Consider the following 25,178-nt stretch of genomic DNA (forward strand, 5'->3'; position numbering starts at 1 on the left):
TCAGTACCATAAAAGATTGTTAAAAAATTTTTTATAATAATAACTACTTAATTTAATTAAATTTCACAAATATAAAAAAGCTAGTTTGATCACATTATTATTTGATATTAATAGTATGGTAAACAAAAAAAACATTTAAAATGATCCGTAGTATCGACACGATATGTGCGGTTAACATTAAAAGCAAAATGTTAACGATGATGGAGTTTTAAATAGCAGGTAAATATTTATGAATATTTTATATGATGATGTTGCTAATGCAGTTAAATGGATATCGAGCTTTGGTGGTTTAGAACAAGGCGGAACAACTCGATTACTTTATACTGAACAATGGCTTACTGCCCAAAATGCAATTAAAGAAAAACTCTCACAAATTGGCATGAATACCTATTTTGATGATATTGGTAACTTATATGGTCGATTTGAAGGCAGTAAATATAAAGAACAAGTCATCATGTCTGGCTCGCATGTTGATACCGTTGTTAATGGTGGCAAACTTGACGGCCAACTTGGCATCATTGCAGCTATGCTTGCCATGAAATACCTAAAAGAGAACTACGGCCAACCATTACGCACCTTAGAACTTATCTCCATGGCAGAAGAAGAAGGCAGTCGCTTTCCTTATGTCTTTTGGGGAAGCAAAAACGTATTTGCCATCGCCAACAATGATGATGTTGCCGATATCGAAGACAACAATGGCATCAAATTTGTCGATGCGATGAACAACTGCGGATTTAAATTTAACACCCAAAAAGCACGAACCGATATCAAAGCCTTTTTAGAGCTACATATTGAACAAGGAGGCGTACTTGAGCGGGAAGAAAAAAGCATAGGGATTGTAACCAGCATCGTTGGACAACGTCGTTACAACATCCGCTTAATAGGTGAAGCAAATCATGCAGGCACCACACCAATGAGTTACCGTAAAGATGCAATCTACGCTTTTAGCCGAATTTGCAACGAATCCATTAACAAAGCAATTAAAGTGGGTGATCCATTAGTATTAACCTTCGGTCATGTTGAACCAAAACCCAATGTGGTTAACGTCGTTCCGGGGGAAGTGATGTTCACAATAGACTGTCGTCACACTAACCAAGAAGAACTTAAAAGCTTTACCGAAGAGATTGAAGCTGACATGATCCGCATCGCCAAAGAACTGGGCCTTGAGATCGAAATAAATCGTTGGATGGATGAAGCCCCAATTCCAATGGATGACAAACTTATAAAAATGCTCGAAAACATCTGCAACCAAGAAAAACTAAGTTATCGCGTAATGCATAGTGGTGCCGGTCACGACTCACAAATTTTTGCACCACGAGTACCGACCGCCATGTTATTTGTACCAAGCATCAAAGGCATCAGCCACAACCCTGCTGAAGATACTAAAACCGAAGACTTAGTTGAAGGAATAAAAGCATTAACTTATGCCCTTTACCAATTGGCTTATCAAGAATAATAAGGAATTAAAATGACAGAAAAAAAAGGTGGCATACAGTACTGGCATAAAATCGTCGCTTTATTATTCCTCGGTTGGTTAGTGATGTGGATTTATCGCCCCGTATTAGCAGCGATTTTTCCTGAAATTCAACAAACTGTAGGACCACAATCAAATACTGAGCTGGGCTTAATTGCTAGCTGTTACTTTTTTTCCTACACCTTAATGCAAATTCCAGCTGGGATCTTAGTTGACAAATATGGTAAAAAAGCCGTGGTGATTCCTGGCTTCATACTCTTTACCATTGCCGCGATCATGATTGGTAATGCACACTCAATGATGATGATCTATATTGGTAGCTTACTGGCAGGTCTTGGTTGTGGCTCTTACTATGGTTCGGCTTGGTCACTATCAGCCGAAAATATTCCAGCTGAAAATCGTAGCTTCGCCTCTGCCATTATCAATACTGGCGCGGCGTTAGGTATGGGTGTTTGCTTATTATCCACCAGCTTCTTAGTTAAAGCGTTGGATATGCCATGGCAATATATGCTCTATATTATTGCGGCTCTAACACTCTGCTTAATTGCTGGATTTGCAATTATCATTAAAGAGCCATCGATTAAAAGCGTCATCACTCAAAAACAGAAAACGGAAACGGCGCCGAAAGAAAAACATAACTTCTTTAGTAGCCCAATGGTGGCTTGTTACATAATGTACTTTGCAACATGCTATGGCTATTACATGGTGGTAAGCTGGTTACCCAACTTTCTTGAAACTGAACGAGGCTTTACTGGCGGAAGCATTGGCTCTGCATCATCTTTAGTCGCATTCGCCGCTATTCCTGGCGCACTTGTCATCAGTAAAATCTCGGATAAATTTCGTGCTAAACGACTATTTTTTATTATCGTATTAGAACTGCTTTCAGCCGGAACACTATTTATGGCAGTCCAATCATCCACCATCACCTTATTACTGATGGGATTAATCCTCTATGGATTATTTGGCAAGTTTGTTGTTGAACCGATTCTAATATCTCACGTGGCTGAAATTGCCCCAAAAAGCAGTTACGGCACAGCATTTGGTGTATTTAACTTCTTTGGCATGAGCTCATCAGTGATAGCACCACCATTAACTGGATTATTAGCGGATATAACAGGAACCAAAATTACGGGGTTCTATGTGGCTATTGCAATCTTAGTTATTGCAACAGCATTATTCTTTTTAATTAATTTGCGTAAACACATAACCAACTGATTCACGCAAAAGCATCGACTATTTATCGATATTTGATAAATAGTCGAAAAAAGTAGTACTCACGGCAAACCTTGCCTAAATCTAAAGCATATGTTCCAAGGAGATCATTATGGGATATATCAATAACAACATCGGCTACCCAAAAGACCTATTAGCGTCCCGCGCGATAATCAAACGTCATAATTTTGCCTTAATACCGCCTGATGGCTTAGTTAAAAATATCATTCCCGGCTTTGAAAATTGTGACATCACTATCTTAGCCACACCTAAACTAGGGGCATCCTTTGTCGATTACCTTGTCACCATGCACCAAGGTGGTCAAAACTTACAAGGATTTGGGGATGATGATATTGAAGTATTTGCCTATGTGATAGAAGGTGACGTCAACGCAAAAGCCAATGACCAATCACACCGTTTACAAACTGGTGGCTACATCTACTGCCCCGCTGGGGTTAAACTCTATTTACAAAATATGACCGCTTCATCACGCTTATTCCTGTACAAACGTCGCTACAACCCTATTTCTGGTTATCAAACACGTGTGATTGCTAATCATATTCAACAACTAGAACGCATGAATTATGAAAATATGGATAACGTATTTATTCAAGACCTTCTCCCCAAAGAACTCGGTTTTGATATGAACTTCCATATTCTTACCTTCCTACCGGGTGCAAGTCATGGCTATATCGAAACCCATGTACAAGAACACGGCGCCTACTTACTTAGTGGTGAAGGTATGTACCTACTTGACAACCAGTGGATACCGGTTAAAAAAGACGACTACATCTTCATGGGAGCCTATGCGCTACAAGCGTGTTACGCTGTTGGCCAACAACCACTGAGTTATATCTACTCAAAAGATTGTCATCGGGATGTGGACATCTAAACAAAAATAAAGGACACCGTATGGAACTAATAGTTATTGCATTAGGTGGTAATGCGATTTCAAAACGAAATGAATTACTCTCTATTGACAACCAATACCAAAACATCAACAGCACGACCCAATTTATTGCCAAATTAGCCAATAAATATCGACTTGTTATTGTTCACGGCAATGGACCACAAGTTGGATTACTTGCTCTACAAAATGCCAGCTACCCAAGCGTACCCGCCTACCCGCTCGATGTCCTTGTTGCTCAAACACAAGGCATGTTAGGGTATATGATACAGCGAAGCTTACAGCAATATGTCAACCAAGTTACCTGCGTATTAACACAAGTCGAAGTAGACAGCAACGACCCATCATTCAAAGATCCAACCAAATTTATAGGTCCGGTATATCAACCTGAAGAACAACTAAAACTACAAGCCCAATATGGTTGGCAATTTAAACAAGATGGCAAATACCTAAGACGCGTTGTTGCATCCCCAAAACCGAAAAAAATTATCGAACTTAATACCATCAAAGAGCTAATTAACCAAGATACCATCGTCATCTGCAATGGTGGGGGCGGAATTCCCGTAATAAAAGATAAATCGGGTTATAAAGGTATCGAGGCGGTTATCGACAAAGATCATAGCGCCGCCCAACTGGCAATCGAACTAAAGGCGGACCACTTAATGATATTAACCGATACTGACGCCGTATATGAAAACTGGGGCACACCTGAGCAAACCGCTCTAGGCAAAGTTGATACCAAACGAATACAACCAATGGCAATCGATGATGGTGCTATGGGACCAAAAATCAAATCCGTTATTGAATTTGTCGAACAAACTGGCAATACCGCCTATATAGGCAACTTAACAGATATCGAAGCGCTATTAGCACAAACAAAAGGTACTATCATCACCAAATAGCGACTATAGATAGGAGTGATAAAATGAGACTAGACAGACAAACACTACACAACTTAATTGCCAAAAAACTACATAAAGCTGGATTAACTCAAGAGCACGCCGATATTGCTGCCGATACGCTTGCATTTGCCGATGCACGAGGCATCCACTCGCATGGCGCCGTACGCGTTGAATATTATGCTGAACGCATTGCAAAAGGAGGCATGACTCACTCCCCCAATGTCACCTATAAAGAAACCGGTCCATCATCAGCAATATTAGATTTTGATAACGGATGCGGATTAGTTGCCGCTAAAGTTGGTATGGACAAAGCCATAGAAATGGCGAAAAAAAATGGCGTTGCCGTAGTCGGAATTCGTCGAATGTCACATAGTGGCTCACTTTGTTACTTTACCGAAATGGCAGCTAAACAAAACTTAGTCGCCATATCCATGTGCCAATCTGACCCAATGGCGGTTCCATATGGTGGCGCGGAAGAATTTTTTGGAACCAACCCAATCGCATTTGCAGCACCAACGAACGACGAAAGGATTGTCTCATTTGACATGGCAACCACTGTCCAAGCTTGGGGAAAAGTCTTATACGCCAGATCAAAAGGCGCCTCCATTCCCCCAACATGGGCGGTTGATGAACATGGTGAACCAACAACCGATCCCCACAAAGTAAACGCCCTACTACCAATAGCCGATGCCAAGGGTTATGGACTAATGATGATGGTCGATGTACTTTCAGGCATATTACTTGGCTTACCATTTGGTAAAAACGTTTCCTCAATGTATGCGGATCTATCCCAAGGGCGCAACCTTGGTCATCTGCATATTGTGATCAACCCACAATACTTTGTTGGACTCGAAATCTTTAAACAAACCATGTCAGCTATGCTTGACCAACTAAAACAAACCAAACCAGCCAAAGGCAATAGTGAAATCTTCTTTCCAGGCGAAAGAAGCAAAAAACGTGAAGCCGATTACTTAAAAAATGGCATAGAGATAGTAGATGATATCTATAATTATTTAATTAGTGATGATATTCATTACAATCGTTATGATCATAAAAATAAATTTGCCGAATAATATCAAGGTTTCAAAAACCCCGCTCCTCAACTTTTTTTAAACATCTTAAAAAATCCGCCTCAAATGAGGCGGATGGCTTATCGCTTTAAACGACAATATTGTCTTCTATCACTCGATAGACGTTGACTCTTAGTTTACTTTTAATGACTTGATACTATTTTTTATTACTCCCACCCCAGACCTAAGGATTAAGAACGAAAAAATAAAAACTAAGGATAGGAGCAAAGCCCGTAGCTGACGCTGCCGTTGTTATACCAAAGCACGTTACCGTTGTGTGAGGGCACGACAAACTGGTAACGACGAGAACCCCATTCCTCAAAAGACCAGTCTCTAGTCCAGTACCTACCGAGTATGAAGCCAGTGCCTGAGTAATCACGCATATTGCCCCACTCCGTGAAAAAGCCTGAACCTATATGACGCATATAATGATTACCCGGCGAGGAAGGGGTGGCGCCTCTATTATGATTTGAATTTGTTAAATCCTCTACGAGAGGCACTCGATAACCAATACTATTACACCAAGATAAGGTTTGAGGATAATAGTCAGACCGAGAACCACGGTGGACGAACCACCGCTTCAAAGTAAAACCATATTTAACAACAGGAGTACCATTATTATCACGACCGACCAACTCGAAGGTCTGAGGCAAAGATGGAGTAGAAATACGACCAGCGTAAGGACCAGTTAAAGTAACGCGTACGCTTGTAGCAGTAGGATTAGACAATGTAACGGTGATACCACCCTGAGAAACAGAGGACCAAGACAATGGCTGACTACTACCACTAATGAGTAAATCAAAGTACAGTCCATTAGCACCAGTTGTAGGAAAGTTTTGACCGTAAGATGATGGGTCTGTTTTTTGAGTGAGAAAGCCCTTAGCTGGGTCCCACATCCAAGACGGACCAGCAAAATTATAAGATTGGTTATTCCTATCATCACCACGCTTACCTAATTTTAAGTTAGGCCGAGCAAAACAAACCGCTCCACCATTAGGATTGACGTAATAAGTCTCACTACGGGCACTGAAAGTACTAAGATTAGGAAATCCGTAACGAGTAGATAATGTACCGTTAGAACTAGATAACGTAACCTTATAAGGTGCCTTACAAATCTCTGGCACTGTACTACGTGATACAGATTGACCTCTTTTATCGACGATAGATAAACTTAAACGACCAGTAGCAGTAACACCAGAATCTCCATCATCATCCCCCCAATAATTATTAGGAGGACCGATAAGTGTACTTAAATCGACTGAATTTGTATTAGTAGGAACGAACATACGAATATCAGCAAAACTCTGACCCGCAACCGGCAAGACGATTGGAGTTGTAGATGATAAATTAGTAGAAGGCGTGTAATTAGTTCCGTCAGATAGTGTAATCCCAAGCAGACCATTAGCATCAACCGCACGAGTACTACCACCGTCGAAAGTCAGATAAGGCGGAGTACCCTGTATCTGATTTGCAGTTGTCTGTGAAGTTAATGCGTGACCCGAAAAAGGAAGGAAAAAGACCACGGAAAAAACAATCTGCCGGGATAATTGGGAAAAGGATCGAAAACAGGATCTGAAAGAGGATCCGGAAAACGACCGGAAAAAAGATCGAGAAGAGGATCGCGGAAGCGATCGCGCGAAAATTCGCAGAATTTCACTTAATTGCGTGGAAAAATAATATTCAGTAAAAAATTTAAACTGAGTGTTGGACTTAGACGAATTTAAAAGATAGGTTTGGCAGGTTGGCTGTTGGCTGTTGGCTGTTGAAAATTATAATGCATTTTAGACTATCCTGTCAAGTAATTTTTTGATTAATTTAAAATTTTATACGTTTCTGTCAAATTTTAGCCTATTAGCTAAAACCGTGTAAAAAGTATAGTGATTGGAAAAACACGATGCAACACTTTTTTTCACTCATTTGCGTTAACTTTTGTAAATTGGATCTAAAAATGATCTAAGTTACAATTGGTTATCTATTGTTTTGATTAAGTATATCATCATTACAAATCTTTATAATTAGAGCGATTGATCCTGAAAATTTTATTTTAGGGCTTAAAACAAGAATTTTGATCATTTAATAATTTTTAAGTGAAATTTAAAACCCCAAAAACCCCGCTCCTCAACTTTTTTTGCGATAGAAACCTCAAAAATAAACCCGCGGGTAATTCAAACGTCGCTAAGCCGCTTAATCGCTTATTACGATTTTTTCGACTATTTAATTTTTAAATACATATCCTCTCCCTTTACGAAAGGATTTTATGCAATAACTTATCTGATCATATTTCATCCATTCGTAAGTCTGAATTTTTTCTATATGATAGTTATGATCTCTTACTACATTTCTATTTTAATTAGTTTTTAATAGTTTTATAATCAATCCCCTCAACTTCTTACAATCTTCGATTTTTTAATAAAAACAATGTTTTAATTAAGAGTAAATTTTCAACGCTAGGGAGTATTAACATGATGAATGATGGGTTAAAGCTAGAAAAAATAAAAGCCTTATTTGAAAAACTTGAATTACCCGATTTTAATAGCTCATCAATAATTTATGGTTCTATCCACCCAAAACTTTGGAGATTTGCACTTTTTCAGGGCGCAGCCGCTTTTGATATTAAACACTACCTTATTTATTTTAATTCCGATGAAATTATTTTAATTGGCTTAACTCTCGGTGCAGATTTAACGAATGATGTTATTCGAATACCAATGACGTCAATTTCAAATTTCAAGTTCAAAAAAGGCTGGATTACCAGTAAATTTGAATTTACTATGGCTGGAAACAAAAGATATCCATTTATAGTACCTAATTTTGTGTTCATCGCAAAATGGCAAAAGCCAAATTTAACCCATATTGTTTCCACCTATTTTAATCAATAATTAACTCAATTATCTTTTACCTATATGATGAAACATAATTACCTAATATATTGTATTATTGGGTAGTTTAATTTAATTTTTTACGTTTAATGTGTGATGCAGTCCTTGCCCACATCGGGAATCTGTGAATTTAATTATAGTGCTTAGCGTTTTATAAAAAGTCCGAATATGTTCTAACTTGCATATTTCTGTTTTCTAGTTTAATTTATCGTCACTAACCCATTCACTTTTTGAGATGAGACATGACGATATCATTTAAAGAGCAGCAACAACGGATCAATTTTGTTAAACAATTTTTTGCTGAGCAATTAGCTAATAATTTATCACTAATTGAAGTTCAAGCCCCACTTTTGAGTCAAATTGGTGATGGTGTTCAGGATAATTTATCTGGGACTGAGAAGGCGGTTCAAGTTAATATTAATAGTATTCCTGATGCACAATTTGAAGTGGTTCATTCACTCGCTAAATGGAAACGTAAGATCTTGAGCCAACATAATTTTCCAGTTGGTGAAGGTATTTATACCAATATGAAAGCACTTCGCCCTGATGAAGATAAGCTCTCCCCTATTCACTCTGTTTATGTCGATCAATGGGATTGGGAAAAAGTGATTCGTCCTGAAGATCGCAATCTTGCTTATTTAAAACAGACGGTAGAGAAGATTTATAGTGCTATTAAGGCTACAGAAAAAGTGGTTTCAGAAAAATATCATCTTTCTTGTTTTTTACCAGAGTCGATCACTTTTATGGATAGTGAACAGTTATTAAAACGTTATCCTAATTTATCACCAAAAGAGCGCGAAAATGCGATTACTAAGGAGTTAGGCGCAGTATTTTTAATCGGTATTGGTGGTGATTTGTCAAATAAAGAAAAACACGATGTGCGCGCCCCTGATTATGATGATTGGAGTAGCGATAATGAGATGGGTTCTAAAGGATTAAATGGTGATATTTTAGTTTGGAATCCAGTTTTAAATAGTGGTTTTGAAATTTCGTCAATGGGTATTCGCGTCGATCCTGAGACGTTAAAGCGTCAATTAAAATTAACCAATAATGAAGATCGTCTGCAATATGCTTGGCATAAGGCATTAGCTAATGGTGATTTTTTACAGACAATTGGTGGAGGGATTGGACAATCTCGACTAACTATGTTGCTTTTACAACAACATCATATTGGGCAAGTCCAAGCAAGTGTTTGGGATGATGTAACCAAGCAAAACTATCAACAACTTTTATAATTCATGCTCAGCATGTTTTATCTAAACTGGTAAAACATGCTGTTTACTAGTCACTTTTATCCAATGCCATTTGCCAAAAATTTATTTCCAATTGCGTCGCTTGCTTAAATATTTGGCTTAATTGTTTAAATCGGTTTTCACTGATATTAAGTAATTGTCCTTCTATCCAAGCAATTTCTTTCTGTACTGCTTGTTGAAACTCCTTACTAGCATACATCTCAATCCAAGAGCGATATGGGTTGTTTTCGTTCCAACCTTGAATCCAATTGGCAATCATGCCATAACCAATTAAACAGGGTGCCATTGCTATGTGTATATCTAATATATCGCCGTGTAATCCTATATCAAGCACATAACGTGTATAATCGCTATTGGCTTTGGCTTCCTTTAATGTGCTTAGTTCATATTCAGATATGTGCCATTTTTGGCAATATTCAATATGCAGATCGAGTTCAACTTCAACAATGGTTTTTAAGCTATCTAATGATTGCCGAATTTGAGCAATGTCGTGACTTTTATATACTGCAAGTCCCCAAGCTCGGGAAAAGTTGATTAAAAAAAGATAATCTTGTTTCAGGTAGTATTGAAAGCAGGTTAAGTCTAATGTGCCTTTTCCTAATTGTTGAACAAAATCATGTTGAATATAGTGTTTCCACTCGCTTGATTCAATCAGTGAGTTAAATGATGGCATAATGACTCCTTTTTGACAAATTCGCTATAAGGAGTTAAACAGATTTCTATAATAGACGTGTTTTAAACTCCCTTCGTCGGTATTAACCGAATCAGGTTCAACGGGTATAATCTCAGCCTATAGCACCCCGGTTAAACAAATTATAAAATTTATAAAATGGTTACTTAAATTTTCGTTTATTCTGCTTTTTGTTCAGTTTCCTGAGATTCTGTAGAAGTCGGCTCTGGAGTTTGAACTTTTTCTACTGGTGCCGAAGCTGGCGTTTGAACTGGAGCGTTACTAGGGCTGTAGCACTCGACGGGTTGTGGTGTGATTTCAACAGGTGTTTCAGGCTCATCTTTAACTGATTTTGATGATGGTGCACGAATATAAACAATGCTTTGTTTACCTCGATCACATGATCCAACGATTTTACCTTCAATATTTTGTTCATCTTGAGGAACAAGTTTTAATTGGAAGCTATTTTCATTAACACCGTTATTTTTAATTTTTTCGGCGATATTTGCACTAATTTCGTCACAATTGGACGCAGATGCAATAACTGGGAGACCTAATAATAACACTACTGCTAACTTTTTCATGATCTTTCCTTAAGATTATCGAGTAACTGATGCATTATAAAACGATTGTTTAAACTGTCCATATCGTTTTGAATAACGCTGCAAATAAATTTTATCAATAGATTTGAAAAAGCTAGCTTAGTATAGATTTTTTAGTTAATTCTGCTCTTGGTGTTGGTTTTCAAGTAATTTTAATTTATCTAGAACCCATGAGCGAATATCGGATAATTCGGCTTCAGATAATTGATTTACAAAGTCTCTTTTTGCGTGGAGTTGTTTGCGATCTTCTTCAGTCAAAACCACACCTTTTAAATTTAATAATACCTCTTTACGGTACATTGAGTAGATAAAATCTTTTATCAAATCATCGGAAAGATTAATATCAGCCATGGTGATTTCCTTATTTTATAAAACTCATTTGTTAATCATCAAATTTAGTTAATCTTTGTATAAATAACATTCTGATAGATTTTGAAGATGAATCCAGCCTAAAAAATAAGCTGACTTTTACTATAGTTTAATCACTATTAGATAACAATAGTAAATCGATAAATTAGATTAATCGATTAAATTATTCACTTTATTATTTGATAAGTATTTAACAAACCTGTTGATAACTCCATAACAATATAATAATTAATAAGTTATATGCAAGGTTAATTTTTAATCTTCTCTGATTTCTCAATTTTTGAGTAACAATTATCTAGCCTATTTCACAAAAATTGTGATTATAAAAAAATACAGCATATATTATGCTGTATAAAGAAAATATAAGGGAGTTAAAACAAGAATTTATAAAGCAGTAATAAACGCGGTTAAACCAAATAATACCCCTGGAAAATTAGCTATTGCAATTGGCCAATCCTTTTTTTGTCGTAATAAGCCATAACAGACCCATAATGAGCAGTTAATTGCTGCCGCTAAAGGTTGAGTTGGATTAGCTTTAAATCCATGAAGATTGTCGATAATTTGTGGGATATACGATACGTACATTCCTAATGATGCAAGTGTTGCGATAACACCCAAATAGTGAAAAGCTTTTGGAGAAAGATTCAAAATCAGCCTACCTGCTTATATATGAAAGGAGCAAATAATCTAACATATATAGCAAGTGAGTTAAATATTGGTGTACCGTGGTTTCAGATAATATTTTGTAAATAAAATGATAAGATTTTTTATGTGAATCTGTTTTAAGTAATCGGATATGGTTTTTAATAATAAATGTTATTGCTACGAATGCCTTATATCAAACGCAAATTGTTATATCATATAATGTAGCTAATAAGGCATAAAAACCGCGATTTTTTGATAGTTTTGTAATTATTTAGCTGAGATTCAATCCAATAATGAGATTTGAAGTTTACCGATTAACTCTGCCTTGTTTGTCTAGGCAGTTATGATCTATTTATTAACGCCAAATACCTGTTAGAACAATCAATAAAAACTTAGTTCGCTTTATCTCATCAAATCTTTTGCAAAATGACCATAACTTAAACGTATAGCGCCAACTCGATCCCCAAAGTCAGTGCCTTGTGACACTATTATATGCTTTGCTAGTAATTGATTTAAAATAGCCAACTCCTGCGCCTGACTGCTAACGGGCAAATGGGCATATAGATGAAAACCGCCTGTGGGTATCTGGTAATTGATGTCACCTTTAAAATAGTCATCAAGCCAATCTATTAGTTGGTTAGCCTTCTGTTTTAATTGCTGGCGTAACCATTCTTGATGGGATTGGTAGTGATGAGTCAAATATTCTTCAGCTAAAAGTTGCGGTAATATACTTAATCCTGAGTCAATGTGATGCCTTATATTGGCTAGTTTTTCGATAATTTCTTTCGGTGCAATCATCCAACCAATACGTATGTTGCGACCAATATATTTGGATAATGATCCTAAATAGATAACTTGATTACTGATATCATATTTTTTTATCGGGTCGATATGACTCTTTTGATCAAAAGCTAACCCACTATAAGCATCATCCTCAACAATACCAATACACTGCTTTCGACAAAATGCCAATATCTGTTTTTTTCGATGATTACTCATTACACATCCCGTTGGATTTTGAAATATTGGATTTAGAAATAGCCATTTAATTTGCCGTTCTAAACTTACTTTTTGTAAACTCTCTAAGGTTATCCCTTCGGCATCACACTCAATACCATATAACCGCAAGCCTGCTGCTTGAAATAGTGGTAATGAATAGAAATATGAAGGTGATTCAATGCCTATTGCATCGCCAGGTTTTAATAATCCTTGAGTAATTAAAAAGAGGGATTGCTGCGTTCCTGAGGTTATTAAAATTTGATCGGTATCAACCATCATGCCAAATTGGTTCAACATATAATTGGCGATCTGGACTTTGAGTGTAGGTAGACCCAATTGCAATGTGTCGCTTTGCTTTTCATAAGCAACCATTTCATGAGAGGTGATATTGGGTAACATTAATTTGGGCATCATATGAGTTGGTAAATCGCCATTAGCCAAATCACAGATGTTCGCCATTTGCTGACGAGTCTGAAATACTTTTTGTTGATATACGCTTTTGCGATTTTGATAGAAATGGGCTGGTAGTCGCCAGTTAATGGTGGAGTAAGCTTGAAGCCCCCATTTTTGATCATTAATAAAGGTTCCACTACCCTGCTTACGAACCAATATATTTCTTTCAGTTAAGATATCTAGCGCATGGACAATAGTTGAGCGGTTAACGTGCAGATTTTTAGCTAACTCTCGCTCTGATGGTAATCTCTCACCCGCTATTAATACCCCTTGTTCAATGTAGTTTTCAATCAACTGGACCACTTTTTTAAATAGTGCTCCGTCAAAAGCCGCTAATTTTTGTTTATTCCACATCGTCTATCAGTTTTTTGATTTATGCATAATTGGATGGGTTGATTATAGTCCAATTGGCTGTTTATTGAAGCAATTTTATTTTGAATAATAGTTTATTTAATTAGGAGTAATCATGAAAACAGGTACACAAACAGTAAAACGTGGCATGGCACAGATGCAAAAAGGCGGTGTGATTATGGATGTAGTTAATGCCGAACAAGCAAAAATTGCTGAGCAAGCAGGTGCAGTGGCTGTAATGGCTTTAGAACGTGTTCCCTCTGATATACGCGCTGCTGGAGGCGTAGCACGAATGGCTGATCCAACAATCGTTGAAGAAGTGATGAAAGCAGTTACCATACCTGTTATGGCAAAAGCGCGAATCGGTCATATCGTTGAGGCGCGTATTTTGGAGTCCATGGGCGTAGATTATATTGATGAAAGCGAAGTGCTGACACCAGCGGATGAACAATATCATTTATTAAAAGATGAATTTACCGTACCTTTTGTTTGTGGTTGTCGTGACTTAGGCGAAGCACTGCGTCGAATTGGTGAAGGTGCTTCGATGCTACGCACCAAAGGTGAACCAGGAACAGGTAATATTGTAGAAGCAGTAAGGCATATGCGCCGAGTAAATGAACAAATTCGTTTAGTTGTTGGTAAATCAAAAGATGAGTTGATGACATTTGCTAAAGAGATTGGTGCACCTTATGAGTTGATATTACAAATCAAACAACTGGGTAAACTACCGGTTGTTAATTTTGCTGCTGGCGGCATTGCTACGCCTGCTGATGCTGCATTGATGATGCAACTTGGCGCCGATGGTGTGTTTGTTGGTTCAGGTATTTTTAAATCGCAAAATCCGGAAAAATTCGCTAAAGCAATCGTTCAAGCAACAACTTATTTTGACGATTATCCAAGATTAGCTGAACTTTCAAAAGGATTAGGTGAAGCAATGAAAGGTATCGAAATCAGTAAATTAAGCGAATCTGAAAGAATGCAGGAGCGAGGTTGGTAATGAGCTCAAAAGCAAATAAAACCATTGGTGTGCTTAATTTACAAGGTGCAGTGACTGAACATTTAAATATGCTTGCAACTATTGATTTAGTCATCCCAATTGCAGTAAAAAAGGCCGAGGAATTGCGTCAAGTTGATGGTTTAATTATTCCGGGTGGTGAATCAACTGCAATAAGTCGTTTAATTCGACAAAATGGCTTATTTGAACCAATCCAAGAGTTTGCCAAGCAAGGTAAAGGGATCTTTGGTACCTGCGCGGGTTTGGTGCTTTGCGGTAATGAAACAAGCCATAGCGAAGTTGAACAACTGGGTTTGATGGATATTGTGGTTGAACGTAATGGATTTGGTCGGCAAATTGCTAGCTTTGAGACGATGTTAGATATTGCACCTATTGGCCAGCAAGTTCCAGCTGTTTTTATCCGAGCGCCCTATATTGCTAGGGCGGGCAAGCAAGTCACACAACTTGCTTTTATTGATAATCATTGCGTAATGGCAGAGCAAGATAATATTTTAGTCTGCTCATTCCATCCCGAACTAACGACCGATAACCGCATAATGCGCTATTTTATTGAAAAATGCTGACTGTTTTTCTCTTATATAAAAAGATATTCGATTATAGGCACTAATTATTGGTGCCTTTTTCTCCTCAAAAACCCCGCTCCTCAACTTTTTTCTATTTTTTAAATTGCTTGCAACTTATTTTTATCTGTCTTTATAATGTGTTAACAAATGATAAATAAAAAAGGTAAATAAATTATGATGACAGGAAGTTGTTTATGTGGCGAGGTTGTCTATCAACTAAATAATGAGATTAAAACAATTGTGTATTGTCATTGCTCGCGTTGTCGCAAACAAACTGGTTCGGCTTTTAATGCTGCAACAGCCATTAACAAGGAAGATTTAACTTTTATTAAGGGCGAAGAAAAGATAAAAGTTTTTTCATGCTCAGGCGTTAATCGCCATTTTTGTGGTCAATGTGGTTCACACCTTTTTTCTAGTCGTGATAATGATAATAATAGTTATCGATTACGTATTGGCCTAATTAATGAACCAATTAATGCGGAAAAGCGTATTCATATTTATACCGGTTCAAAAGCGAATTGGGATATTATTTGTGATGGTTATCCTGAATTCGAAGAAGGAATCCCCCCAAAATAATTCGATGTTAATATCATTCGCTGGATGATGTTTATTTTCGAAAGCTAAGTCTGCTTTTAAAGCTCTTCATTACGTTGCCAATGGGTTTTATGCGCAAAACCCATTAGGTTATTTGTCATCTTGATTTGTTGCAATTGAATAGACCAAATCGGTGCTTTCATCACTCTGGCAAAAGGAAAGGCATGATAATAAAGTTTATAAGCATGACTTGCTTGATTTTCAGCAAGCAATTGAGCATTGCCTGTAAATTGTATCCCTTGTATTTTAGCAACCGATTTTGGACTAATGCTAATCGTGCCAGCAACATTAGGATTTTTTAGCATCGCTTGTGCGTGTTGGGTTTTCAATTCTGATAAGAAATATAAACACCAATTGACTTCATCAAATACATAAAATGCATTACATGCCCATGGACCGGCTAATATCACGCTTAGACTTAACACATGTTGCTGTTTAATAAATTGCACGATTTTATGGTCAGATGATTTCATTATTTTATTCAGATTTTTGATTAAGACTCATATCCTCACCCCAGCGCGGTAAACTAGGTACATCAATATCAAACAGATCAAGCGCTCTGGCAACACTATGAGTGATAATATCATCGACACTTTCAATATGTTGATATAACGCAGGAACAGGTGGAAAAATAATTCCCCCCATTAATGTCACCGCTTCCATATTTTTAATGTGTCCTAGATGTAATGGGGCTTCTCGTGTCATTAACACTAAGCGACGACGCTCTTTTAAAACGACATCAGCAGCGCGTGTTAATAAATTATCAGATAGACCATGAGCTATTGCTGCTAGTGTTCGCATCGAGCAAGGTGCAACTAACATGCCCATTGTTTTATATGACCCACTAGCAATGGCAGCACCAATATTGTCAACCGAATAGACCATATCGGCTAAAGATTCTAATTGTGCTAACTGGGATTTAGAATGTTCGTAATTCCCGGTTATTTTAGCCGCTTTTGATATGACAAGATGGGTTTGAATGTCCATTGGTTTTAGGAGTTCTAAAGCTTTTATACCATAAGCAAAGCCTGTTGCGCCACTTATACCAACTATCATTCTTCTCATATTGATTCCTACAGTCAAATTTCTGAATTTATTTTAACTTAGATTAGTGCGTTAAGGTATGGGAATTTGTTTAATCGCGGAGTGAAAGTCACCGCTAACCTTTTTGTTAGCGGTGGAATTTGATATAACTTATTCTTTAGCCATTGGTTGTTCAACTACTTTTGTAGTTTGTTTACCTTGGATGGTTTTAATTTTGTCACCATAAGTTTTTACAGCTTCTTTATTTGATAATAAGCTATATGTTAGCTTAAAGTCAGCGCTTTTACCTGGTTCTAATTGAGGAACACGTTTTTGTTCACGTTCAATAGTAACTGGATAGGCAAAGCTTGTACCTGGCTCAATACCGGTCACGTAACCTTGTTTAAGCGTATCGGTGTTTTTCCATAATGTAAGCACTGGTAACTGTTTAGTATTAAATGAAATACCAACCCCTTTATCACCTGCTTTGTTAGCCAACATCACTTGAGTTTGATTTTTTGAATCCGCATAAGGGAAGATGTTATAAACCATTTCGTCAAAGTTTTTTGTTGGTCCTAAATAGGTTTGCCAATTTTTAAGGCCGGTAGCCGCATAATCATTGAATGGTGAAACTTCTTTAACAGGTGCAACAAATTTTGCCCCTTCTTCAAGGATTGGTGTACCAAAATTGCTGTGATAGATAATTTGATAATCACGCGGGTAATCACCTTGGTTAGTCACAGTATCGTGAACAGTAAACTCTTTAGTTCCTGGTACATGAGAAATTCTAACCCAAGTTTCTAAATTGCTTTTTTTGAAAGCTTTTTCTTTGATAAGACCACTAACGGTAATGGTGTATGGTGCTTCGTCTTCAATATCAACAAACAGTTTTGAAACAGGTGTATTTTGCGCACGTCCATGAAGGGTATACATCATTCCATCAGCTTGTACTGCATGACCTGTCCATTCAAAACCACAACGAGCCATCATTTCATTAAAACCATCTAACCAACCATTACCACCACGGCTTTCTAAGTTGATATTATTTGGATGAACGATTTCTTCAACCGGGGAATCCCAACCTAAACGGACTCCATCACCTTCAACTGAAAGGATACCTAGACCACGAGTTGGGCTTAATTTAATAGTCAATCCATCACTTTTAATAGTTAAAACTTCAACATCATTTTGAAGCCCACCTCTAAGAACTGTATTTCTTAAATAAAAATTCGGTGCACCTTTTGCATGCTGATCACTTGATACTACCCAGCCACCTTTTCTAATTTGAATGTCGGTGTCAGTAATAATATAATGTGTAGCATTGGCAGAATAGGAGATTGCTCCAAGCGCTAGAGCTAACGTAAGATTTCTAATTTTCATGAGATTAATTCCTTATAATTATAATTAAAATATATATCCATCATAAGCAAGGATATGCGTTAATTGGGTCTTACCTTCCCTGCTTTCCAGTGTTTTCGACAAACTGAATGGTATTCACTATCACCAAGATGAATTGAATTACCAAATTTAACGATTTGTCCGTTTTCACCTTCTAACAGAATCATTGTCGCTTTTTTACCGCACCAGCATACGGTTTTAAGTTCTCTATAATTATCAGCAATTTCTAATAATGTTTTCGAACCTTCAAACAAATGTCCCATATAATCGGTCTTTAATCCAAAAAACATCATTGGAACGCCAAACTCATCGCATACGTCTGACAACTTCCATATGGTATTGGACGATAAAAATTGACTTTCATCAATCAAAATACACGCATAGTTATTTTGTTTGATCTGTTCAATAATACCATCAACAGTATTATCATCAAGTTGTAATGCTTTTTTACGTAATCCAAGTCGAGATACAATCTCAACTGCGGAGTCGCGAGTATCGACCGATGATTTAAGTAATAATGTCTGCATATTATTACTTAAATAGTTATGATCTATTTGTAGTAATTCAGTGGATTTTCCGGCATTCATTACGCCATAAATATAGTAAATTTTAGACAAAATTTGCGTCTCAAAAAGTTAAATAGTAATTATCAGTAACACTAAAAGTAAAAGGTAAGTCTCTCGACTTACCTTTTTGATGAATAAATTATTTGGCTTTACCTTGGTTTGCTACCGCTGCTTGTTTAGCTGCGATTTCATCAGCATTACCTAAGTAGTAATGTTTAACAACTTTCATATTGTCATCAAATTCATAAACTAATGGTACGCCAGTTGGAATGTTAACATCGATAATGTCATCATCACTGATATTGTCTAAATGCTTAACTAGAGCACGAAGAGAGTTACCGTGAGCTGCAATAATAACACGTTCACCTTTTGCAACACGTGGTGCAATAGTTGATTCCCAATAAGGAAGTACACGTTTAATTGTTAATGCTAGGCTTTCAGTTAATGGTAATTCTGATTCTGGTAATTTGCTGTATCGTGAATCGTGACCAGGGAAGCGCTCATCTGATTTTTCAAGTGCAGGAGGAGTGATAGCAAAACCACGACGCCATAATTTAACTTGATCATCACCATATTTAGCAGCAGTTTCTGCTTTATTTAAACCTTGTAACGCACCATAATGACGTTCGTTTAATTTCCAGTTCTTTTCAACCGGTAACCATGCTTGATCAACTTCATCAAGGATGTGCCATAATGTATGAATAGCACGTTTTAAAACTGAAGTATATGCATAGTCAAATGTAAAGCCTTCTTGTTTTAGTAATTTACCTGCTTCAGCAGCTTCTTTGTTACCTTTGTCAGATAAATCAACATCAGTCCAACCACAAAAACGGTTTTCTTGATTCCAAACGCTTTCTCCGTGACGAATAAGAACTAATTTTTTTACTGCCATGAATATAACTCCTTAGTTACGTAAAATAAAATGGTTAAATGAATTGGACTTTCGTTAAAAATGCACGTTTGATTAAGTGCATTTTTAACGTTTTAATCGTTTTAAACACTTATTATTTAGATAAGTATTTTAATGGATCGACTGATTGCGCTTTATAACGAATTTCAAAGTGTAGTCGTACTGATGAAGTTCCCGTTGCGCCCATTGTCGCAATTTGTTCACCTGCTCGAACATTTTGTTGTTCTTTAACCAAAATAGTTTGGTTATGCGCATACGCCGTTAAATAGTCATCATTGTGTTTTACAATGATTAAGTTACCATAACCTGGTAATGCATTACCAGAATAAACCACTCGACCATCCGCTGCTGCAACGACTTTAGCGCCTAATGAACCAGCAATATCTATACCTTTAGTGGCATTAGAGAATTTTTCAATGATCTTACCTTGTGCCGGCCATTGCCATGTAATATTGGCAACATTCGATGTTGAGCTAGATGGCGATGTGGTTGAAGCCGGTTCAGTTACAGTTTCAGTAGTTTCAACTGTATTGGTTGGTTTATTAGTACCAGATGTAGTAGTTGTTGTAGTAGTTACTGTTGTTACAACTGGTTTTGTTGAACTAGTCTGAGCAGGAGTATTCGTTGATGTGGTTTTTTTAGTTTCAACGATCGTTGTGCCACCGCTAACATCAAGCACTTGACCTACACTAACAGCAAAAGGTTCTTTGATATTATTTTTAGCAGCTAATGCTCGATAATCATTACCGGTTACCCAAGCAATATAAAACAGTGTGTCGCCTCGTTTGACGGTGTAAGTATCACCTTGATAGCCACCTTTTGGAATATCATTATAATCACGATTATAGACAATACGTTCATTAGATGTCACAACACCTTGACTAGTTGAACCGCTAGTCGAATTACGAGATGCTGGCGCCGATGGTGTATAAGTTGATGTAGATGATGGCGCTCGATTACCTTTAGAAATAATTTCAGGCGGTTTTGTGTAAACCGAGGAGGTAGAAGATCTCGAAGAATCAGATATATCTTCGATATCAGCTGGATTTGTCTGCGTACAAGCAGAAATCATCAAACTTAAACAACTTAATGTGAGAATTTTTTTCACAATAACACCTTTCATTTATATATATAGTTTTAATACGAACATTTTATCGTTTTTATAACAAAAAGCTATTATATTAATTACCAGCAAGCTAAATCAATAAAATCACAGCTAAAATAGCATTTTTATTGCTTAAAAACTGTAAATTCGGCAAATTTTACAGTTTATGTTGCTTATTGTAAGTTATTTAGGCGATTTTTAGATGAAATCTGTCACCAAATTGAGTATAAAATGATTGCTAAAATTTGGTTTAATAAATGCCCTATTATCCGTCTATGTTTTATTGATTAAGACTTTTTTCGGCACTAGGAGTATGTACATTAAATTTGGTATAGTATATTTAAGACTTAAAAATTTACAGTGATCCCAAAATAATGACTTTATATATTGTAGCAACACCTATTGGTAATTTAGATGATATTACCCTTCGCGCGATTAATACACTTAAGCAAGTTGACTTAATTGCGGCTGAAGATACCCGTCATAGTGGGCTGCTTTTGCAACATTTGGGGATTAAAGCCAAATTGTTCGCCTTACATGATCATAATGAGCAAGAAAAATCACAACTATTAATTGAAAAACTTAAATCAGGATTATCAATAGCGTTAATATCTGATGCAGGCACACCATTAATTAATGACCCCGGTTATCATTTAGTGAAAGCTTGCCGTGAAAATAATATTAATGTAGTACCCATCCCTGGTGCATGTGCGGCCATTGCGGCACTCTCAGTGGCTGGATTACCTTCGGATAGATTTAGTTATGAGGGATTTTTACCGGCTAAAACAAAAGCTCGACAAGATTATCTCACTACGTTAATTGATGAACCACGAACTATGATTTTTTACGAATCAACGCATCGACTTTTAGATACCTTGCATGATATGCAAACCATTTGGGGAAGCGATAGACAGATTGTGTTAGCTAAAGAGCTGACCAAAACATGGGAAACCATCGTCCATTTTTCCATAAAAGATCTGATTGAATGGTTAGAAGAAGATAGTAACCGACAAAAAGGCGAATTCGTTTTAATTGCCGAAGGTGTGAGTAAAACGGATGATGTGATTGATGCAAAAGCAATTAATACACTAAAACTGTTATTAAATGAGCTACCTTTAAAAAAAGCCGCTGCGATTACTGCTGAAATTTATGGAGTGAAAAAAAATCAATTATATCAGCTCGGATTAACCTTTCAAAATTAGCTAACAATTATATTGTCAATAAAACTATTTTGAGATTAAGCATAGTATCGTTTTAAGTGTTGATTTCGATCTTCTTATATCATCAGCATTAGCACAATTAGTGTAATTTAGTATATAATCAATGTTTAAGATTTTTATAACACAAGGTAATAAACAATATGGGATTTAAATGTGGAATTGTCGGTCTACCAAATGTGGGTAAATCAACGCTTTTTAATGCACTAACTAAAGCTGGGATTGAAGCGGCTAACTTTCCGTTTTGTACTATCGAACCTAATACAGGCGTAGTGCCGATGCCCGATCCGCGTTTAGATCAATTAGCGGAAATTGTTAAGCCGCAACGAACATTACCAACGACCATGGAATTTGTTGATATCGCAGGTTTAGTAAAAGGTGCATCTAAAGGTGAAGGACTTGGTAACCAATTCTTAGCTAATATTCGTGAAACCGAAGCCATTGGCCATGTTGTTCGTTGTTTTGAAAACGAAAACATTGTTCATGTTGCAGGTAAAATCGATCCAGCTGAAGATATCGAAATTATTAACACAGAACTTGCGTTAGCCGATCTTGAAGCCTGTGAACGCTCAATTACCCGTTTACAAAAACGAGCTAAAGGTGGTGATAAAGACGCTAAATATGAACTTGAGATTCTTGAAAAGTGCCTTCCTCACCTTGAACAAGGTAAAAAATTATTACTTTTAGATTTAAGTAAAGAAGAACTAGATGCGATTAAATATCTTAGTTTCTTAACGTTAAAACCAACTATGTACATCGCGAATGTCAATGAAGATGGTTTTGAAAACAATCCGTTTTTAGATAAAGTGAAAGCCATCGCTGAACAAGAAAAAGCAGTCGTAGTACCAGTTTGTGCAGCTATTGAGGCAGAACTTGCTGAGCTTGATGATGCTGATCGTGATGAGTTTATGCAAGATCTTGGTTTAACCGAACCGGGTCTAAATAGAGTTATCCGCGCGGGTTATAGTTTACTTAACTTACAAACTTATTTTACTGCTGGCGTTAAGGAAGTTCGTGCTTGGACTATCTCTGTTGGTGATACTGCACCTCAAGCAGCGGGTAAAATTCACACCGATTTTGAAAAAGGATTTATCCGTGCACAAACCATTGCCTTTGATGATTTTATCAAATATGGTGGTGAACAAGGTGCTAAAGAAGCAGGAAAAATGCGTTCAGAAGGAAAAGATTATGTCGTGCAAGATGGCGATATTATGAATTTCTTATTCAATGTATAATCAACGTTTAATGGGTGCAGTTTAATACCGCACCCTATTTATTTCAATTTTGTAAAATTAATAACTCGCCAATATCACTCTTCCCTGAATGGATAATCAATTATAAGGAGCTTCATTTATGTTATTAACCTTTGAGCAAGCTAAAAAAAATATACTTGAAGCATCATCATTATACAATCAACTTTCAAGTGAAAAAGTTGCATTATTTGACGCCTTAGATTGTGTTACTGCTGAACCGGTTATTTCTCCAATTAATGTACCAAGTTTTAACAATTCGGCTATGGATGGTTATGCGGTAAGGTTAGCTGATATCAATCAATCGAAATTATTACCTTTAGCCGGTACTATTTTTGCTGGAGATGATATCTCTAATCTGAATTGGCCATTAGGGAGTTGCTTACGCATTATGACTGGCGCGCCTGTTCCTGAACAAGCTGATGCTGTGGTGATGCAAGAAGAGACAGAGCAAACAGAGTCAGGTATTAATTTTTTAGGTGATATTAAATTAGGTAGCAATATTCGTTGTATCGGCGAAGATGTTAAACAAGATTCGGTGGTGGTGACTAAAGGTACACGTTTAACCATTCCAACACTATCAAGTTTAGCCACGCTTGGTATAACTGAATTAGTCGTCTATAAAAAAATAAAAGTCGCTATCTTTTCAACCGGAAATGAATTAACCGATATTGGTGATCCACTAACAAACAAAAGTGCAATTTATGATAGTAATCGATTTACGCTAAAATTATTATTATCTAAATTAAATTGCCAAATTATCGATTTAGGTATTATTGCCGATGATCCGAACCGAATTAAGCAATCACTTGAAACAGCGTCTAAACTTGCTGATTTAGTGATTACAAGCGGAGGCGTTTCTGTTGGTGATGCAGATTATACAAAAACAGCTTTAGAAACACTGGGTAAAATTAATTTCTGGAAAATTGCTATAAAACCCGGTAAGCCGTTTGCTTTTGGAAAGATAGGTGATGCGTTGTTTTGTGGATTACCCGGCAATCCAGTTTCGACATTGGTCACTTTCTATCAGTTAGTTCAGCCTTTGATTTTAGCACTGTCAGGAGAGCATTTAACCTCTAACAATCTGTCATTTAAAGTTAAAGCAGCAACGAATCTTAAAAAAAGTGTTGGCCGATTAGATTTTCAACGCGGTGTGTTGCAAGTTAATTCTGAAGGTGAATTAGAAGTTGCTTCAACTGGTCAACAAGGCTCACATCTAACTCAGTCGTTTAATCATGCCAACTGCTTTATCATCCTTGAGCAAGAAAGAGGCAATGTTGCTAAAGGTGAATATGTGACAGTTGAGCTGTTTAATAATTTATTAAAATAGCGCAACTAAAACAGCACCTGCAGCAATCATGGCAACACCAATGGCTGAAAGAAATGAAATTTTTTCGCCAAAGATAATAACAGCAAAAATTACGGCAAAAACAACGCTAAGTTTATCAATCGGGGCAACTTGCGAGACTTTACCTTCTTTAATTGCCATGAAGTAGAATAACCAAGATAATGCCCCAGCGACTCCACTCAATGCGATAATAAGTAATGCTTTCTTATCGTTAAAGAACGTGTTAATTAGATTTAGCTTTCCTTGCACGGCAACCACGCCAACTAAAAAAATCGCCATAACAATAGCCCGTATTGCTGTTGCAGTATTGGCATCAAGGTGTTGTAAACCAATTTTACCTAAAATTGCAACACAGGCAGCGGTAATTGCCGATAGCAAAGCATAAACAAGCCAAGCGCTCATA

General features: G+C 36.9%; 26 protein-coding genes and 1 riboswitch. Of the genes, 13 read left to right on the forward strand and 13 right to left on the reverse strand.

Features of this window, described 5'->3' with window-relative positions; all coding sequences use genetic code 11:
- Positions 1 to 229: 229 nt before the first annotated feature.
- From allC to allD, 5 genes are all read left to right on the forward strand, one after another.
- Positions 230 to 1,456: an allantoate deiminase gene (gene allC, locus J3U18_RS09930; protein WP_267342781.1), complete on the forward strand. Its 1,227-nt coding sequence runs from the start codon at positions 230 to 232 to the stop codon at positions 1,454 to 1,456.
- A 12-nt stretch (positions 1,457 to 1,468) separates the two neighbouring features.
- Complete coding sequence (locus J3U18_RS09935) at positions 1,469 to 2,689, forward strand: MFS transporter (protein WP_065733976.1); 1,221 nt, start codon at positions 1,469 to 1,471, stop codon at positions 2,687 to 2,689.
- A gap of 109 nt (positions 2,690 to 2,798) precedes the next feature.
- Entirely contained in the window at positions 2,799 to 3,578 is a 780-nt protein-coding gene (gene allE, locus J3U18_RS09940; protein ID WP_220225963.1) for a (S)-ureidoglycine aminohydrolase, read from the forward strand.
- Positions 3,579 to 3,598: 20 nt separating this feature from the next.
- Positions 3,599 to 4,495, forward strand: coding sequence for a carbamate kinase (locus J3U18_RS09945; RefSeq protein WP_267353894.1), 897 nt, complete (start codon positions 3,599 to 3,601; stop codon positions 4,493 to 4,495).
- A 23-nt stretch (positions 4,496 to 4,518) separates the two neighbouring features.
- Positions 4,519 to 5,568, forward strand: coding sequence for an ureidoglycolate dehydrogenase (allD, locus tag J3U18_RS09950; RefSeq protein ID WP_065562620.1), 1,050 nt, complete (start codon positions 4,519 to 4,521; stop codon positions 5,566 to 5,568).
- A 209-nt stretch (positions 5,569 to 5,777) separates the two neighbouring features.
- On the opposite strand, the gene J3U18_RS09955 is transcribed toward allD, so the two are convergent.
- Positions 5,778 to 7,088, reverse strand: a complete 1,311-nt coding sequence (locus tag J3U18_RS09955; protein ID WP_267353896.1) for a hypothetical protein — start codon at positions 7,086 to 7,088, stop codon at positions 5,778 to 5,780.
- A gap of 939 nt (positions 7,089 to 8,027) precedes the next feature.
- Between J3U18_RS09955 and J3U18_RS09960 the strand changes: the two genes are divergently transcribed.
- Positions 8,028 to 8,444 (forward strand): hypothetical protein, encoded by a 417-nt coding sequence (locus J3U18_RS09960; RefSeq protein WP_267353898.1) that lies wholly within the window; start codon positions 8,028 to 8,030, stop codon positions 8,442 to 8,444.
- Positions 8,445 to 8,686: 242 nt separating this feature from the next.
- Entirely contained in the window at positions 8,687 to 9,679 is a 993-nt protein-coding gene (gene asnA, locus J3U18_RS09965; RefSeq protein ID WP_267353900.1) for an aspartate--ammonia ligase, read from the forward strand.
- Between the two features lie 46 nt (positions 9,680 to 9,725).
- On the opposite strand, the gene tenA is transcribed toward asnA, so the two are convergent.
- The 5 genes from tenA to J3U18_RS09990 form a co-directional block, all read right to left on the reverse strand.
- Positions 9,726 to 10,370: a thiaminase II gene (gene tenA / locus J3U18_RS09970; RefSeq protein WP_267353901.1), complete on the reverse strand. Its 645-nt coding sequence runs from the start codon at positions 10,368 to 10,370 to the stop codon at positions 9,726 to 9,728.
- A 51-nt stretch (positions 10,371 to 10,421) separates the two neighbouring features.
- Positions 10,422 to 10,510, reverse strand: a riboswitch (TPP riboswitch).
- A 36-nt stretch (positions 10,511 to 10,546) separates the two neighbouring features.
- Entirely contained in the window at positions 10,547 to 10,951 is a 405-nt protein-coding gene (locus J3U18_RS09975) for a DUF1161 domain-containing protein (RefSeq protein WP_267353903.1), read from the reverse strand.
- A 135-nt stretch (positions 10,952 to 11,086) separates the two neighbouring features.
- Positions 11,087 to 11,320 carry a hypothetical protein gene (locus J3U18_RS09980; protein WP_065562626.1) on the reverse strand — a complete coding sequence of 78 codons (234 nt, stop codon included), beginning with the start codon at positions 11,318 to 11,320 and terminating at the stop codon, positions 11,087 to 11,089.
- Between the two features lie 402 nt (positions 11,321 to 11,722).
- Positions 11,723 to 11,986: a SemiSWEET family transporter gene (locus tag J3U18_RS09985; protein WP_081299490.1), complete on the reverse strand. Its 264-nt coding sequence runs from the start codon at positions 11,984 to 11,986 to the stop codon at positions 11,723 to 11,725.
- Between the two features lie 399 nt (positions 11,987 to 12,385).
- Positions 12,386 to 13,789 carry a PLP-dependent aminotransferase family protein gene (locus J3U18_RS09990; RefSeq protein ID WP_267353905.1) on the reverse strand — a complete coding sequence of 468 codons (1,404 nt, stop codon included), beginning with the start codon at positions 13,787 to 13,789 and terminating at the stop codon, positions 12,386 to 12,388.
- A gap of 109 nt (positions 13,790 to 13,898) precedes the next feature.
- Here J3U18_RS09990 and pdxS point away from each other — a divergent pair, with 109 nt between their 5' ends.
- From pdxS to J3U18_RS10005, 3 genes are all read left to right on the forward strand, one after another.
- Positions 13,899 to 14,783, forward strand: coding sequence for a pyridoxal 5'-phosphate synthase lyase subunit PdxS (gene pdxS, locus J3U18_RS09995; protein ID WP_176713947.1), 885 nt, complete (start codon positions 13,899 to 13,901; stop codon positions 14,781 to 14,783).
- Positions 14,783 to 15,364, forward strand: a complete 582-nt coding sequence (gene pdxT, locus J3U18_RS10000; RefSeq protein WP_267353906.1) for a pyridoxal 5'-phosphate synthase glutaminase subunit PdxT — start codon at positions 14,783 to 14,785, stop codon at positions 15,362 to 15,364. The genes pdxS and pdxT overlap by 1 nt, the downstream gene beginning before the upstream one ends.
- Before the next feature lie 174 nt (positions 15,365 to 15,538).
- Positions 15,539 to 15,940, forward strand: a complete 402-nt coding sequence (locus tag J3U18_RS10005; RefSeq protein WP_267337784.1) for a GFA family protein — start codon at positions 15,539 to 15,541, stop codon at positions 15,938 to 15,940.
- 56 nt (positions 15,941 to 15,996) lie between these two features.
- Here the strand turns inward: J3U18_RS10005 and J3U18_RS10010 are convergent, their stop codons facing one another.
- From J3U18_RS10010 to nlpD, 6 genes are all read right to left on the reverse strand, one after another.
- The gene (locus J3U18_RS10010) at positions 15,997 to 16,431 is read right to left on the reverse strand and encodes a pyridoxamine 5'-phosphate oxidase family protein (RefSeq protein ID WP_267353907.1); all 435 of its coding nucleotides are present in this window, start codon (positions 16,429 to 16,431) and stop codon (positions 15,997 to 15,999) included.
- 4 nt (positions 16,432 to 16,435) lie between these two features.
- The gene (locus J3U18_RS10015) at positions 16,436 to 17,023 is read right to left on the reverse strand and encodes a UbiX family flavin prenyltransferase (RefSeq protein WP_220225950.1); all 588 of its coding nucleotides are present in this window, start codon (positions 17,021 to 17,023) and stop codon (positions 16,436 to 16,438) included.
- Positions 17,024 to 17,152: 129 nt separating this feature from the next.
- Positions 17,153 to 18,361 (reverse strand): aldose 1-epimerase family protein, encoded by a 1,209-nt coding sequence (locus tag J3U18_RS10020; RefSeq protein WP_267353908.1) that lies wholly within the window; start codon positions 18,359 to 18,361, stop codon positions 17,153 to 17,155.
- Positions 18,362 to 18,420: 59 nt separating this feature from the next.
- The gene (locus J3U18_RS10025) at positions 18,421 to 18,996 is read right to left on the reverse strand and encodes a thymidine kinase (protein WP_065562633.1); all 576 of its coding nucleotides are present in this window, start codon (positions 18,994 to 18,996) and stop codon (positions 18,421 to 18,423) included.
- Between the two features lie 88 nt (positions 18,997 to 19,084).
- A complete protein-coding gene (gpmA, locus tag J3U18_RS10030; protein ID WP_065562634.1) occupies positions 19,085 to 19,837 on the reverse strand; it encodes a 2,3-diphosphoglycerate-dependent phosphoglycerate mutase in 753 nt (250 codons plus the stop codon).
- Between the two features lie 112 nt (positions 19,838 to 19,949).
- A complete protein-coding gene (gene nlpD / locus J3U18_RS10035) occupies positions 19,950 to 20,963 on the reverse strand; it encodes a murein hydrolase activator NlpD (RefSeq protein ID WP_256122072.1) in 1,014 nt (337 codons plus the stop codon).
- Positions 20,964 to 21,334: 371 nt separating this feature from the next.
- On the opposite strand from nlpD, the gene rsmI reads away from it, so the two are divergent.
- From rsmI to moeA, 3 genes are all read left to right on the forward strand, one after another.
- Complete coding sequence (rsmI, locus tag J3U18_RS10040; RefSeq protein WP_065562636.1) at positions 21,335 to 22,162, forward strand: 16S rRNA (cytidine(1402)-2'-O)-methyltransferase; 828 nt, start codon at positions 21,335 to 21,337, stop codon at positions 22,160 to 22,162.
- 158 nt (positions 22,163 to 22,320) lie between these two features.
- Positions 22,321 to 23,412: a redox-regulated ATPase YchF gene (ychF, locus tag J3U18_RS10045; RefSeq protein ID WP_267353913.1), complete on the forward strand. Its 1,092-nt coding sequence runs from the start codon at positions 22,321 to 22,323 to the stop codon at positions 23,410 to 23,412.
- Between the two features lie 118 nt (positions 23,413 to 23,530).
- On the forward strand, positions 23,531 to 24,757 hold the full coding sequence (moeA, locus tag J3U18_RS10050) for a molybdopterin molybdotransferase MoeA (protein ID WP_267353915.1): 1,227 nt from the start codon (positions 23,531 to 23,533) through the stop codon (positions 24,755 to 24,757).
- On the opposite strand, the gene J3U18_RS10055 is transcribed toward moeA, so the two are convergent.
- Entirely contained in the window at positions 24,749 to 25,177 is a 429-nt protein-coding gene (locus tag J3U18_RS10055) for an EamA family transporter (RefSeq protein WP_065562639.1), read from the reverse strand. The two genes, moeA and J3U18_RS10055, sit on opposite strands and share 9 nt — an antisense overlap.
- Position 25,178 lies beyond the last annotated feature (1 nt).

Source organism: Gilliamella sp. B3482 (assembly GCF_026536805.1).
Lineage (GTDB): Bacteria > Pseudomonadota > Gammaproteobacteria > Enterobacterales > Orbaceae > Gilliamella > Gilliamella apicola_E.